Source organism: Nonomuraea coxensis DSM 45129 (assembly GCF_019397265.1).
Lineage (GTDB): Bacteria > Actinomycetota > Actinomycetes > Streptosporangiales > Streptosporangiaceae > Nonomuraea > Nonomuraea coxensis.
In genome coordinates this window covers 2162895-2176655 of record NZ_CP068985.1, presented here as the reverse complement: position 1 = coordinate 2176655, position 13761 = coordinate 2162895, and the positions used below count along the sequence as shown (strand labels likewise).

At 74.0% G+C, this 13761-nt stretch carries 10 protein-coding genes; 9 read left to right on the top strand and 1 reads right to left on the bottom strand.

All coding sequences use genetic code 11. The features are described from left to right. Positions 1 to 19 precede the first annotated feature (19 nt). Genes miaA through Nocox_RS10445 form a run of 5 tightly spaced genes read left to right on the top strand, consistent with a single transcriptional unit; the run spans position 20 to position 5644 of the window. Positions 20 to 925 (top strand): tRNA (adenosine(37)-N6)-dimethylallyltransferase MiaA, encoded by a 906-nt coding sequence (miaA, locus tag Nocox_RS10465; RefSeq protein ID WP_020541776.1) that lies wholly within the window; start codon positions 20 to 22, stop codon positions 923 to 925. Positions 926 to 934: 9 nt separating this feature from the next. Continuing rightward, positions 935 to 1747 carry a diaminopimelate epimerase gene (gene dapF, locus Nocox_RS10460; RefSeq protein WP_020541775.1) on the top strand — a complete coding sequence of 271 codons (813 nt, stop codon included), beginning with the start codon at positions 935 to 937 and terminating at the stop codon, positions 1745 to 1747. A gap of 49 nt (positions 1748 to 1796) precedes the next feature. Next, a complete protein-coding gene (locus Nocox_RS10455) occupies positions 1797 to 2552 on the top strand; it encodes an SCO6745 family protein (protein ID WP_033408403.1) in 756 nt (251 codons plus the stop codon). Positions 2553 to 2571: 19 nt separating this feature from the next. Then, positions 2572 to 4848: an ATP-binding protein gene (locus tag Nocox_RS10450; RefSeq protein ID WP_033408429.1), complete on the top strand. Its 2277-nt coding sequence runs from the start codon at positions 2572 to 2574 to the stop codon at positions 4846 to 4848. Positions 4849 to 4885: 37 nt separating this feature from the next. Beyond that, complete coding sequence (locus tag Nocox_RS10445; protein ID WP_020541772.1) at positions 4886 to 5644, top strand: SDR family NAD(P)-dependent oxidoreductase; 759 nt, start codon at positions 4886 to 4888, stop codon at positions 5642 to 5644. Positions 5645 to 5658: 14 nt separating this feature from the next. Here the strand turns inward: Nocox_RS10445 and Nocox_RS10440 are convergent, their stop codons facing one another. Further along, positions 5659 to 6648, bottom strand: coding sequence for a helix-turn-helix transcriptional regulator (locus tag Nocox_RS10440; protein ID WP_020541771.1), 990 nt, complete (start codon positions 6646 to 6648; stop codon positions 5659 to 5661). Positions 6649 to 6807: 159 nt separating this feature from the next. Between Nocox_RS10440 and Nocox_RS10435 the strand changes: the two genes are divergently transcribed. Genes Nocox_RS10435 through Nocox_RS10420 form a run of 4 tightly spaced genes read left to right on the top strand, consistent with a single transcriptional unit; the run spans position 6808 to position 13761 of the window. Next, entirely contained in the window at positions 6808 to 9204 is a 2397-nt protein-coding gene (locus Nocox_RS10435; RefSeq protein ID WP_026214041.1) for a GcvT family protein, read from the top strand. After that, positions 9201 to 10415 carry a sarcosine oxidase subunit beta family protein gene (locus Nocox_RS10430; RefSeq protein ID WP_020541769.1) on the top strand — a complete coding sequence of 405 codons (1215 nt, stop codon included), beginning with the start codon at positions 9201 to 9203 and terminating at the stop codon, positions 10413 to 10415. Before Nocox_RS10435 ends, Nocox_RS10430 begins: the two co-directional genes overlap by 4 nt. Beyond that, positions 10415 to 10648 carry a sarcosine oxidase subunit delta gene (locus tag Nocox_RS10425; RefSeq protein ID WP_020541768.1) on the top strand — a complete coding sequence of 78 codons (234 nt, stop codon included), beginning with the start codon at positions 10415 to 10417 and terminating at the stop codon, positions 10646 to 10648. Before Nocox_RS10430 ends, Nocox_RS10425 begins: the two co-directional genes overlap by 1 nt. Then, entirely contained in the window at positions 10645 to 13761 is a 3117-nt protein-coding gene (locus Nocox_RS10420; RefSeq protein WP_020541767.1) for a 2Fe-2S iron-sulfur cluster-binding protein, read from the top strand. The genes Nocox_RS10425 and Nocox_RS10420 overlap by 4 nt, the downstream gene beginning before the upstream one ends.

Here is a 13761-nt window from a genome sequence, read left to right as displayed (position 1 = left end):
CTCCGACACACTGGTGCCTGTGCGTCAGCAGCCTGTCATCGCCGTCGTCGGCCCCACCGCGGCCGGGAAGTCCGACCTCGCCGTGGAGCTCGCCCTCCGTCTCGGGGGCGAGTGCGTCAACGCCGACTCCATGCAGCTCTACCGCGGCATGGACATCGGCACCGCCAAGCTGACGCCCGCCGAGATGCGCGGCGTGCCGCACCACCTGCTGGACATCTGGGACGTCACGGTCACCGCGAGCGTGGCCGAGTACCAGAAGCTGGCGCGGGAGGTGTTCGACCGGGTCGAGACGCCCGTGCTGGTCGGCGGCAGCGGCCTCTACGTCCGGGCGGCCCTCGACGACCTGGAGTTCCCCGGCACCGACCCCGAGATCCGGGCCCGGCTGGAGGCCGAGCTGGCCGAGCGCGGCCCGGCCCCGCTGTACGAGCGGCTGCGGGGCCTCGACCCGGCCGCCGCCGCGGCGATCCTGCCCGGCAACGGCCGCCGCATCGTGCGGGCGCTGGAGGTGATCGAGCACTCGGGCCGGCCGTTCTCGGCCACGATGCCGTCGTACGACGCGCTCTACCCGAACGTGCAGATCGGCCTGGACGTGCCGCGCCCCGAGCTGGACGAGCGGATCGCGCTCCGGGTCGAGCGGATGTGGGCGGCGGGCCTGGTGGAGGAGGTGCGCACGCTGCTCGGGCAGGGCCTGGCCGAGGGCCGCACGGCCGGGCGGGCGCTCGGCTACGCGCAGGTGATCCGCTTCCTGGACGGCGAGTGGAGCGAGGAGCGGGCTCAGGCGGAGACGGTGCGGGCGACCAGGCGTTTCGCCCGCCGCCAGGAGTCGTGGTTCAGGCGCGACCCGCGCGTGCGGTGGCTGCCGTACGACGCTCCGGATCTCGTCGAGCGCTCCCTCGCCGAGATCCCCGGCCACCGCGCACCCTAAACTTGCAGAATGCGCTTCCTGAAGGGCCACGGCACCGAGAACGACTTCGTCATCCTGCCCGATCCCGACGACGAGCTCGACCTGTCGGCCGCGCTCGTCGTCAAGGTCTGCGACAGGAGGACGGGCATCGGGGCCGACGGCGTGCTGCGGGTGGTGCGCACCAAGCGGAGCCACGAGGTGGCCGCGCAGGCGTCCGCCGCGGAGTGGTTCATGGACTACCGCAACGCCGACGGCAGCGTCGCCGAGATGTGCGGCAACGGCGTGCGGGTCTTCGCCCGCTACCTCGTCGACGCGGGTCTCGCCGACTCCTCCGGGTTCGCCGTCGCCACGCGGGGCGGCCTGCGCCAGGTCCGCATCGAGCCTGACGGCGACGTCACGGTCGACATGGGCAAGCCGGTCGTGCTCGGCGAGAGCACGGCGCATGTGGGCGGCATCGACTATCCGGGCGTGCGGGTCGACATGGGCAACCCGCACCTGGCCTGCGCCATCGGCGATCCGGTCGCCCAGCTCGACCTCACCCACCAGCCCGGCTTCGACATCAGCGTCTTCCCGAGCGGCGTCAACGTCGAGCTGTTCAACCCGGTGGGCGTCAGCCGCGCGGTCATGCGCGTCTTCGAGCGCGGCTCGGGCGAGACCCGCTCGTGCGGCACGGGCGCGGTGGCGACGGCGGTCGCGGCGGCGGCCCTGTCGGGCGACACCACGGGCACGTGGACGGTGGAGGTGCTCGGCGGCACGCTCACGGTCATCCTCGACGAGGACACGAGCTACCTGTCCGGACCGGCGGTGATCGTGGCGAGCGGCGAGCTGATGCTTGCAGAATGATGTTCTGCTGAGGCATGCTGGGTCTGCTTCCCGAACCGAGAGGTGGGACATGGCAGACCCACGCACCACCGCAGTCCAGGTAAAAGCGCCCATCGGGCAGCTCGGCGGCGGTTTCATGATCTCCCGCGAGGCGAAGGCCGCCTGCGAGGAGCACGGCCTCGGCTCCCGCGAGTTCTACTTCCGCGGCCGCTGCGGCGTGCTCGGCGAGTGCGACGCGGACGTGGTCCACTCCGTCGCCGTCTTCTTCCCGCGCGAGCACGTCGAGGAGAGCTGGAACGGCGGACGCAAGCTCGCCGCCGACCGCGCCGTCGAGGTCTACGCCGAGGTGTGCCGCGACTGGGGCCGGCGCAAGCTGGGCGGCTACGACGGCTGCGCCAGGATCGCCGAGCTGCTGGAGCCGGTCGTCGCCGCGGCGCCGTCCGTGGGCGCGCCGCTGTTCGCCGGCTGGCGGGCGGTGCCGCTCGCCGACGACCCGCCGGCCCGCGCCGTCCAGCTCATGCACTGCGTACGCGAGCTGCGCGGCGGCCTGCACGCCAACGCCGTGCTCGCCGCCGGGCTGCACCCGCTGGAGGCCACGCTCGCCACCGGCCACGACGCGACCCCGTTCGGGCAGGCCACCGGCGCCCGGATCGCCCAGTTCTTCACCTGGCCGGAGCCCTACCCCGAGCCGTCCCCGGAGCTCGTGGCCCGCCGGGCCGAGGTCGAGGAGCGCACCGACGACCTCATGGCGCCGATCTTCTCGGTGCTCGGCGACAGCGAATCGGACGAGCTGATCGGCCTTCTGCGTTTTGGGCACGCTCGTTGACCTGGCAGACTGGCTGCCCATGGACGTGGACATCTGGGCCTGGGTCGGCGACACCCAGCAGCAGCTTTCCGAGGCGGGCAACGTTGGCCTCGCCATGGCGCTGGGAGACCTTCCCGCACAGGCCTACGAGGGCCGATACCCGCAGCTCGACGTCATGGCCCCCGCCATCGCGCAGCAGGCCGAGGCCCTTGAGCTGCCCTGGCTGGAGTTCTACGCCCGCTACTGGCACCTCGTCGGCCGCATCGGCGACCGCGCCCAGGGCGCGGTCGCGCTCGACGACGCGCGGCAGCTGCTGGCGTTCGCCCAGCGCGAAGACGTGCGCGAGTGCCCGTCCGCCCTGGCGGCGGTCGAGGCCCTCGCCATCGCCCTGGCCAACACCGACGGCCCCGGCTACGCCGGCGAGCGCCTGGAGACGCTGGGCGCCCACCTGGAGGCCCTGAGCCCCGAGCGGCCCGCCTTCACCGGCCTCGTCACCCAATACGTCGCGGCCCTGATCGACGCCGGCCAGGCGGACGAGGCCGTCTCCTACGCCGAGTCCGCCACCGAGCGGCTGCGCACCGCCGGCCGCGCGCCGAGCTGGGAGCTCGGCGCCGAGCACGCCCGCGCGCTGCTCGCCTCCGGCCGCGCCGAGGCCGCGCTCGACGCCCTCCAGGCCGCCTCCGGTCACCAGCCCGACGACCCGGTCGCCAAGGACCACCGCGACGGCGTGCGCCGGGCGCTGATCCTCGCCACCCTCGACCGCGTCGCCGAGGCCGTGGACGCGCTGCCCGACCTCGACGTGGTCGGCGAGCACCCGCGCGTGTTCGTCGAGTGGTCGCGCGCGGTCGCCCTGCTGGCCGGCTCCGCGCAGATCACCAACACCTGGCAGCTCGGCCGCGTGCTGCGCCAGTGGATCGACTACTTCGGCATGATGGGCGGCTACCGCGCCCGGGTCGAGCTCGCGCTGATCGCCGGCGACCTCGCCGTCGCCCGCCAGGGCGTCTGGCAGGCCAGGCTGCTGGCCGACCTCGCCGAGTCCGGCACGGCCGAGCTGCGCGCGGACGAGGGCCTCGCCGAGCGCATCGCCGCCCTGCGGGCCACCGCCGACGCGACCTCCGAGCACGAGGCCCCCGGTCCGCCGGAGGAGCGGGTGGGCCTGTTCGACGCCGCCGACGGCTTCAACGCCGACCCCGAGAGGTGGGTCGGCTGGCTGGCCCCGCTGTCCGGCGACGACCTCGAGGCCACCCGCCGCCACACCACCACCCTGGGCTTTCTCGGCTACCCCGCCGCCGGCGCCGACATCTACTGGAAGACGCTCGTCGACACCGGCAAGATCGGCGAGGCCGACCCCGACGACGTCGCCTACCTCACCACCCTGCTCATCGAGGCCCGCCAGGACGAGCGGCTGGAGCAGATGGCCGCGCTGCTGCCGCACGCCGCGCAGCAGCTCGCCCTCGCCCGCCTGCACAGCGCCCGCGAGCGCTGGCCGGAGGCGCTCGACGCCGCCGAGCACGCCGTCGCGGCCGGGGCCGGCATCGACGCCCGCCGTCTGCTGTCCGGCGCCGCCCAGCAGCTCGACCAGAACGCCAGGGCCGCCCAGGTGCTGGTCGAGGTCATCGACGAGCTGGCCGACGAGGACGTCTGGCGCATGATCGTCATGGCCACCTCCGCCGAGGACTGGGCGATCGTCCGCAAGGGCGCGGCCAAGATCGGCATGCCGGTCAAGTCCAAGGAGGGCCCGATCGAGGAGGAGATGGGCCTCATCCGGGTCATCCTCCCCGCGCCCGACGGCGGGCAGCGCCAGGTGCTGTCGATCCGCACCGGCCCCGCCACCGCCCGGCTGGCCCTGCCGCAGCCCCGCGGCATGGACTACAACGCCGGCGACCTGGTCGTCTTCGACCCGCAGCTGCTGGAGCCGGTGCCCGACGACCCGCAGGAGCAGCAGAACTTCGTGCCGCCGTTCGCGGCCGTGCGCATCCTGCGGCCCGGCGGCTACACCAGCTACTTCTTCGACGGCGCCGCGCCGAGCGAGTCCGACTGGGCCGAGTTCACCGAGGTCATGGCCGAGCGGGGCTGGCCGATGTGGGTCTACAGCGACGAGAACTACCAGGTCACCCACCCCACCTCGGGCGAGCCGCTGCCGGGCGTGTTCGGCTGGGTCGCGGTCCCGCCGGACGTCAGCCCGCAGGAGGTCGACGCGCTGCTCGACGACGCCACCGAGCGGTGGGTGCACCCGCTGGCCTGGCTCGACCTCGCCCGCGAGATCGACGTCGAGGTCGGGCGGCACGAGCGCATCGTCAAGGAATACGGCCTGTAGGAAAAAAGAGCGGACGAGGTTCGGGGAGGCGGCGCGGGTGCTGGATCGGTTCCGTCTGGACGGAAAGGTGGCGATCGTCACCGGGGCCTCGTCCGGGCTCGGGGTGGCCTTCGCCCGCGGGCTGGCCGAGGCGGGCGCCGACGTCGTGATCGGCGCCCGGCGCGCCGACCGGCTGGAGAAGACGCGGCGGCTGGTCGAGGAGACCGGCCGCCGGTGCCTGGCGGTGCCCGCCGACGTGGCGAAACCCGAGGACTGCGACGCGCTCGCCGCCGCCGCGGTCGAGGAGTTAGGCGGCGTCGACGTCCTGATCAACAACGCCGGGCTCGGCACCGCCGTCCCCGCCCTGCGCGAGACGCCCGCGGAGTTCCGCCAGGTGGTCGAGGTCAACCTGATGGGCGCCTACTGGATGGCGCAGGCGTGCGCCCGGGTGATGCGGCCGGGCTCGTCGATCGTCAACATCGGCAGCGTGCTGGCCGAGACCACCGCCGGGCTGCCGCAGGCCGCCTACACCGCCTCCAAGGCGGCGCTGACCGGGCTGACCCGTGACCTCGCGCAGCAGTGGACGGGGCGGCGCGGCATCCGGGTCAACTGCCTGGAGCCGGGGTTCTTCGCCTCCGAGATGACCGACCAGTACCAACCGGGCTACCTGGAGCGGGTGGTGGAGTCGCGGGTGGTCATGCGGCGCCCGGGCGACGCCGCCGAGCTGGTGGCCGCCGCCGTGTTCCTGGCGAGCGAGGCGTCCTCCTACATCACCGGCGTCGTCCTCCCCGTGGACGGCGGCCTGCTGCTCACGTAGGTGTCAGCCGCGGGTCATTCGGAGAGCAGGTCGCGCTGGGCGGCGAGGAAGCCGGCGTGGAAGCGGGTGCGGGCGCCGAGGCGTTCGCAGAGGACCTGTACGCGGCGCTGCACCGTGCGCGGGCTGAGGCCGAGCTGGCGGGCGATGGCGTCGTCCTTCATGCCGCCGGCGAGCAGGGCCAGCACCTCGGCGTCGGGGGCCTGGGGCCAGCCCTCGGGCTGGAGGCGGTCCTCGGCGAGGCGCAGCGGCACGGCGGCCCGCCACAGCGTCTCGAAGAGCCCGACCAGGGCGTCCAGCAGCGCCGACGGGTGCACGACCAGGGCGCTCTCGACGGCCCGGTCCTCGTCGGAGACCAGCGGCAGGATGGCGGTGCGGGCGTCGGCGACGGCCAGCTTGACCGGCACCTGGCCGAGCCTGGCCTGCTCGCCGTCGGCGATGGCGCGGCGGGTGTGGGCGAGCATGCCGGGCTGCTCGAAGGCGAGCGGGCTGTAGATGCCGCGCACGACGGGCGCTCCCCTGCGGGCGGCGCGGCGCTGGTTCTCGTGGTCGTCGCTGATGTCCACCGCGTACGGCGGATGCACCAGCACCAGCAGCTCCCGGGTGGCGTTGCGTTCGAGCTGGAGGTAGCGGCGGGCGACGGCGTCGCTGCCCGTGACGACCTCCAGCACCTCCTCGGGCTGCGGCCCGCTGCGCTCGGCGACCTCGGTGGCGAGCAGGGCGGCGGCGGCGCGGCTGTGGGTCAGCTCCTCCTGGCGGCGGGCGACGAGGATGTCGATGGCGATGTTCGGCGGGGTGGCGACGAGCCGGAGCGGCCGTCCGGCGACGCGCGAGATGAGCCCGAGGTCCTCCAGGCGGGGCAGCATGCGGCGGATGGCGGCGGCCGAGGAGCCGGTCTCGGCGCCCAGCTCGTTGAGGGTCGCGGGGCCGTGCCGGAGCAGGGCGCGGTAGGCCGTCTCCTCGGCGACGGTGACCCCCAGACCCTCCAGTAAGCGCCGCTGCGCCATGCCGACCTTCCTGACGTGCCATGATCCGTCACGAGCGTACGGCGTGCCGGCTCCGGCGGTCCACACGAGGGTGGGGGCTCTTGTTCCGGGGCGGGCGGGGATCTATGGTCGTTGCGTAGTCCGGTGCGTGTTGCGTATTAAGGAACAACCGGAGGCGCCATGAGTCGGCCCCGCTTGGTGATCATCGGTGCCGGGATCGTGGGGTGCGCCCTGGCCGACGAGCTCACCGAACGCGGCTGGACCGACGTCACGGTGCTGGAGCAGGGGCCGCTGTTCGCGGCCGGCGGGTCCAGCTCGCACGCGCCCGGCCTGGTCTTCCAGACCAACCCCGCCAAGACGATGACCGAGTTCGCCGCCTACACCGTGCGCAAGTACACCGCGCTCGGCGAGCACTGCTTCCGCCAGGTGGGCGGCCTGGAGGTGGCCACCACCCCGGAACGCTGGGCCGACCTGCACCGCAAGCTCGGCTGGGCCGAGTCGTGGGGCGTCGAGGGCCGGCTGCTCGACGCCGACGGCTGCGCGGAGCTGTGGCCGCTGCTGGACCGTACGAAGGTGTTCGGCGGCCTCCACGTGCCCACGGACGGCCTCGCCGCGGCGGTCGCCTGTGGCGAGACGCAGGCGGCGCGGGCGAGCGAGCGCGGCGCGCGCTTCCTCGAACGGCACACGGTCGTGGGCGTCGAGCAGCGCGGCGGCCGGGTCACCGGCGTGACGGTGCTGGCCGCTGGGGAGCACCGCACGATCCCCGCCGACGTCGTGGTGTGCGCGGCCGGCTTCTGGGGGCCGTCGATCGGGCGGCTCGCCGGCCTGACGGTGCCGCTGCTGCCGCTCGCCCACCAGTACGCCAGGTCCGGCCCGCTCGACCTGGGCCGCCCCGGCCCCATCCTCCGCCACCAGGACCGCGACCTTTACTTCCGCCAGTACGGTGACCGCCTCGGCATCGGTTCCTACGCCCACCGTCCCATGCCGGTCACCCAGGAGGAGATCCCGGCCAAGGGCACCGTGATGCCGTCGGTGCAGGCGTTCACCGAGGAGGACTTCGAGCCGGCCTGGCGGGACGCGGTCGAACTGCTGCCCGCGCTCGCCGGCTCCGCGTACGAGGACGGCATCAACGGCGTCTTCTCCTTCACCCCCGACGGCTTCCCGCTGATCGGCGAGGCGCCGCACCTCGACGGCTTCTGGCTGGCCGAGGCCGTGTGGGTGACGCACTCGGCCGGGGTCGCGCGGGCGGTGGCCGAGCTGCTGGTGGACGGGACGTCGGGTTTCGACCTGCACGAGTGCGACCTGGCCAGGTTCGAGGAGGCGCAGCTCTCCCCCGCCTTCGTCGAGGAGCGCGGCAGGCAGAACTTCGTCGAGGTCTACGACGTCATCCATCCGCTGCAGCCGATGGAGTCGCCGCGCCCGCTGCGCACCAGCCCGTTCCACGTGCGGCAGCGGGAGCTGGGGGCGTTCTTCCTGGAGGCGGCCGGATGGGAGCGGCCCCACTGGTTCGAGGCGAACGCGCCGCTGCTGGAGAGCCTGGCGGACGAGCCGTTGCTGGGCGCGGCGCGGCGGGACGCCTGGGCGAGCCGCTACTGGTCGCCGATCGCCGCCGCCGAGTCGCATGCGACGAGGGAGCGCGTGGCGCTCTACGACATGACCCCGCTCAAGCGGATCGAGGTCAGCGGCCCGGGGTCGGCGGCGTTCCTGCAGCGCATGACCACCAACAACGTGGACAAGAGGCCCGGCTCGGTCACCTACAGCCTCCTGCTGGACGCGCGGGGCGGCGTCCGGTCTGACCTGACCGTCGCCCGCCTGGCCGAGGACCGCTTCCAGGTCGGCGCGAACGGCAACCTCGACCTCGACTGGCTCTCCCGGCACGCGCCGGGCGGCGTGCGGGTGCGGGACATCACGCCGGGCACCTGCTGCGTCGGGGTGTGGGGGCCGCGGGCGAGGGAGCTGGTGCAGCCGCTGACGGACCTGGACCTGTCGAACGAAGGCTTCCGCTACTTCACCTGCAAGTCCGGATATGTCGGGCACGTTCCGGTGCTGGCCCTGCGGGTGTCGTACGTCGGCGAGCTGGGCTGGGAGCTCTACACCACCGCCGACATGGGGCTCAAGCTGTGGGACACCCTCTGGGCCAGGGGCCTCGCGGTGGCCGGCGGGCGGGCCGCGTTCAACAGCCTGCGGGTGGAGAAGGGCTACCGGCTGTGGGGGGTGGACATGACGAGCGAGCACAACCCGTACGAGGCGGGCCTCGCCTTCGCCGTCCGCGACGACAAGGACTTCCTCGGCCGTGACGCGCTGCGCCGCGAGGTCACCCGCAAGCTGGTCCCGCTGCTCAGCACCGAGGTCGTCATGGGCAAGGAGCCCGTACGGCACGGCGGCCGCACCGTCGGCTACGTCACCAGCGCCGCCTACGGCCACACCGTCCAGCGCCCGATCGCCTACGCCTGGCTGCCGGCCGACCTCGCCGCTCCCGGGACACCTGTCGACATTTCATACTTCGGCCGCCGCGTTCCCGCGGAGGTCGCCGCCGAGCCCCTGTACGACCCCGGGATGGAGAAGATCAGGCGTTGACCCGGCCCAGCACCCACCCCGACTTCCTCTGGCGCGACCCCGGCCCGCGGCCGTCGTACGACGTGGTGATCGTCGGCGGCGGCGGCCACGGCCTGGCCACCGCCTACTACCTGGCCAGGAACCACGGCCTGACCAACGTCGCCGTCCTGGAGAAGGGCTGGCTCGCCGGCGGCAACATGGCCCGCAACACCACGATCATCCGCTCCAACTACCTGTGGGACGAGAGCGCCGCCCTCTACGAGCACGCGCTCAAGCTGTGGGAGGGCCTGAGCGAGGAGCTGGACTACGACCTGCAGTTCAGCCAGCGCGGCGTGCTCAACCTGGCGCACAGCCTGGGCGACGTGCGCGAGGGCCGGCGCCGGGTCGAGGCCAACCGGCTCAACGGCGTGGACGCCGAGTGGCTGGACGCCGCCGAGGTGAAGAAGTTCTGCCCGGTCATCGACGTCTCCGACCGCCCCAGGCATCCGGTCATGGGCGCGACGCTGCAGCGGCGCGGCGGCATCGCCAAGCACGACCACGTGGCGTGGGCGCTGGCCCGGCGGGCGGACGCCTACGGCATCGACCTGATCCAGGGCTGCGAGGTCACCGGCTTCGAGATCACGGGAGGCCGGGTCACGGCCGTACGCACCTCGCGCGGCCGGATCGCGGCGGGGAAGGTGGCGCTGGCCGCCGCCGGGCACACGTCGGTGCTGGCGGAGCTGGCCGGGTTCCGGCTGCCGCTGCAGTCGCACCCGCTGCAGGCGCTGGTGTCGGAGCTGCTGGAGCCGGTGCTCGACTGCGTGGTGATGTCGAACGCCGTGCACGTCTACGTGAGCCAGGCGCACAAGGGCGAGCTGGTCATGGGGGCGGGCATCGACGCCTACAACTCCTACGGGCAGCGCGGCGGCGTGCACGTGATCGAGGCGCAGATGGCGGCGGCCCTGGAGCTGTTCCCGATCTTCAGCCGGGTGCGCGTGCTGCGTACCTGGGCCGGCATCGTGGACGTCTCCCCCGACGCCTCCCCGATCATCGGCCGCACGCCGGTGGAGAACCTGTTCGTCAACGCGGGCTGGGGCACCGGCGGCTTCAAGGCCACCCCCGGCGCCGGCTGGGTGTATGCCGACACGATCGCGCACGGCCGCCCGCACCCGCTGGCCGAGCCGTTCGCGCTGGAGAGGTTCACCACGGGGGCGCTCATCGACGAGCACGGCGCGGCGGCGGTGGCGCACTGATGCTGCTCATCCCCTGCCCCTTCTGCGGCCCGCGCGACGAGACCGAGTTCCGCTACGGCGGCCAGGCCGGCGTCCCCTACCCGGCCGGCGAGACCACGGACGCCGAGTGGGCCGCGTACGTCTTCACCCGCGACAACCCCAAGGGCTGGTTCCACGAGCGCTGGTTCCACGCGCACGGCTGCCGCACCTGGTTCACCGTCGAGCGGCACACGCTCACGCAGGAGATCCGATGAGATTCACCTTCGACGGCCGCGCCTACCGGGGCGAGCCGGGCGACACGCTGGCCGCCGCGCTGCTGCGGAGCGGCGTGCGCGTGGTCGGCCGCAGCGTGGAGCTGGGCCGCCCGCGCGGCGTCTTCACCGCCGGCCCCGAGGAGCCGAACGCGCTGGTCCGGGTGGGCGCCGACCCCATGCTCGCGGCCACCACGGTCGAGCTGTACGACGGGCTGGAGGCGTGGAGCCTGCGCGGCAAGGGCCGCGTCGACCCGGACGCGCGGGACGAGCGCCGCTGCGACAAGGGCTACCTGCACTGCGACGTGCTCGTGGTCGGCGGCGGCCCGGCCGGGCTGGCGGCCACGGTGGCCGCCGGGCGGGCGGGCGCGCGGGTGATCCTCGTGGACGAGCAGCCGCGGCTCGGCGGCGACCTGCTGAACAGCCGGGTCACGCTGGACGGCCGGCCCGCCCTGGAATGGGTGGCCGGCCTCGAACTGCCCGCCCGCGTGCTGACCAGGACCACCGCCGTCGGCTACTACGACCACAACTACGTGGTCGCCGTGGAGCGCCGGCCGCGCGGCGAGCGGCTGTGGCACATCAGGGCGCGGCGGGTGGTGCTGGCGACGGGCGCGCACGAGCGCTCGCTCGCCTTCCCCGGCAACGACCGGCCGGGGGTGATGCTGGCCTCGGCCGCCCGCGCGTACGCCAACCGGTACGGGGTGCGGGCCGGACGGCGGGCGGTGGTGTTCGCCTGCGCCGACTCCGGCTACGAGGCCGCCCGCGACCTGGCGGACGCCGGGGTGGAGGTGCTCGCGGTCGTGGACCCGCGGCCTTCCGCGCCGCCGGTCGAAGGGGTGGAGGTGCTGGCCGGGCAGGTCGTGACGGGCACCTCCGGCGACGCCGACGGCGTGCTGACCGGCGTACGGGCCGGCGACCGGGACTTCGCGTGCGACCTGCTGGCCGTCGCCGGCGGCTGGAACCCTGCGGTGCAGTTGTTCAGCCAGTCGCAGGGCCGGCTCCGCTACGACGAGGAACTGCTGGCCTTCGTGCCGGGCACGTCCGCGCAGGCGGAGCGGTCGGCCGGGGCCTGCCGTGGCCTCTACGGCACGAGCGAGGCCATCGCCGACGGCCACGCCGCCGGGGCGGAGGCGGCCGGGCGGTCCGGGCACGGGTTGCGCGTCCCCGAGGACGGCCGGCGTCCCCCGCGCCCACCGGCGGCCCTCTGGTCGGTGGCCGGCGCCTCGCCCGAGCCCGCCTTCGCCGACCTGCACCGGGACGTGACCGTGGCCGACCTGGCGAGGGCCACCGGGGCCGGGCTGCGTTCGATGGAGCACGTCAAGCGCTACACGACCGCGGGCACCGGCGCCGACCAGGGCAGGACCTCGGGGGCGGTGGTCGTGGGCGTGACGGCCGCCCTGCTGGGCGCGGAGCCGGGGCAGGTGGGGACGACGACGTTCCGGCCGCCGTACACGCCGGTGTCCTTCGCCACGCTGGCCGGGCGCGACCGCGGCGAGCTGTCCGACCCGGTCAGGACCACGGCCATGCACGACGCGCACGTCGCGCTGGGGGCCGTGTTCGAGGACGTCGGCCAGTGGAAGCGCCCCTGGTACTTCCCGCGCGAGGGGGAGACGATGGCGGCGGCCGTGCGGCGCGAGTGCGAGGCCGCGCGCACCGGCGTCGCCGCCATGGACGCCTCCACGCTCGGCAAGATCGACATCCGGGGCGCGGACGCGGGCGCCTTCCTCGACCGGATCTACACGAACCTCTACTCCACGCTGCCCGTCGGCGCCTGCCGCTACGGGCTGATGTGCGGCGTGGACGGCATGGTCTTCGACGACGGCACCACGACCCGGCTGGCCGAGACGCACTTCCTCATGACGACGACCACCGGCAACGCCGCCACCGTGCTCGACCGGCTGGAGGAGTGGCACCAGACCGAGTGGCCGGAGCTGGAGGTGTCGTTCACCTCGGTGACCGACCACTGGGCGACGGTCGCCGTGGCCGGCCCGCGGGCCCGCGAGGTGATCGCCGCGGTCGCGCCCGGCGCGGTGGAGCTGGCGTTCATGCGCTACGCGGAGACCGACGTGCTCGGGGTGCCGGGACGGGTGTTCCGGATCAGCTTCTCGGGCGAGCTGGCGTACGAGGTGAACGTGCCCTGGCGGCACGGCCGGGCGCTGTGGGAGGCGGTGCTCGGCCTGGGCGCGGTGCCGTACGGGACCGAGACCATGCACGTGCTGCGCGCCGAGAAGGGCTTCGCCATCGTCGGCCAGGACACCGACGGCACCGTGACGCCGCAGGACCTCGGCATGTCGTGGATCGTCTCCTCCCGCAAGCCCGACTTCGTCGGCAGGCGCTCCCACGCCCGCCCGGACACCGCCCGCCCCGGCCGCAAGCGCCTGGTCGGCCTGCTGCCCGACGATCCCGCGGCGGTCGTGCCCGAGGGCGCGCAGCTCACCTCCGGCAAGGGGACGCCGACGCTGGGGCACGTGACCTCCGCCTACGCGAGCGCGGCGCTCGGCCGCGCCTTCGCGCTCGCCCTGGTCAGGGACGCCGAGCCGGGCGACCGGCTCACCGCCGTGTGCGACGGCGTGGCCCATCCCGTGACCGTCTGCTCCCCCGTCTTCCTCGATCCGGGCAACGACCGTCGCGACGGCCTGCCGCTGACCATGGAGGTGGGCCCGTACCAGGGGGAGCCGTGGCCGGCCGAGAGCCCGGCCGCCGCGTTCGCCGCCCGCTTCCAGGCGGCGAGCACCCCGGCGGCGCGGCTGCGGGAGATCGCCTTCGAGCCCATGTGGGAGGTACGGGGGGCGGACCCGGGGATGGGCCTCGCGCTCGGCCCGTCCTGGTGGCTCGTCACGGGGAACGTCGCTCCCGGCCCGGAATGGGTGGACGTGTCGGACCAGCGGACGGTCCTGGAGCTGTCCGGCCCCGCGGCCGAGGACGTCCTGATCACCGGCTGCCCGCTCGACCTGCATCCGTCGGTGTTCCGCGGTCATGCCCAGACGTTCCTGGGGCGGGCGTCGGTGCTGCTGGAGCGGCGGGCGGCGGACACGTACCGGATCTACGTGCGGTCGTCGTTCACCCGTTATCTCGCAGCATGGCTACTCGACGCTCTTGAGGGCATTTATCCCTAA

Excerpts from the sequence above, each read along its gene's own strand:
- dapF (WP_020541775.1), top strand. The coding sequence starts at position 935 with ATGCGCTTCCTGAAGGGCCACGGCACCGAGAACGACTTCGTCATCCTG.
- Nocox_RS10455 (WP_033408403.1), top strand. The coding sequence starts at position 1,797 with ATGGCAGACCCACGCACCACCGCAGTCCAGGTAAAAGCGCCCATCGGG.
- Nocox_RS10450 (WP_033408429.1), top strand. The coding sequence starts at position 2,572 with ATGGACGTGGACATCTGGGCCTGGGTCGGCGACACCCAGCAGCAGCTT.
- Nocox_RS10440 (WP_020541771.1), bottom strand. The coding sequence starts at position 6,648 with ATGGCGCAGCGGCGCTTACTGGAGGGTCTGGGGGTCACCGTCGCCGAG.
- Nocox_RS10435 (WP_026214041.1), top strand. The coding sequence starts at position 6,808 with ATGAGTCGGCCCCGCTTGGTGATCATCGGTGCCGGGATCGTGGGGTGC.
- Nocox_RS10425 (WP_020541768.1), top strand. The coding sequence starts at position 10,415 with ATGCTGCTCATCCCCTGCCCCTTCTGCGGCCCGCGCGACGAGACCGAG.
- Nocox_RS10420 (WP_020541767.1), top strand. The coding sequence starts at position 10,645 with ATGAGATTCACCTTCGACGGCCGCGCCTACCGGGGCGAGCCGGGCGAC.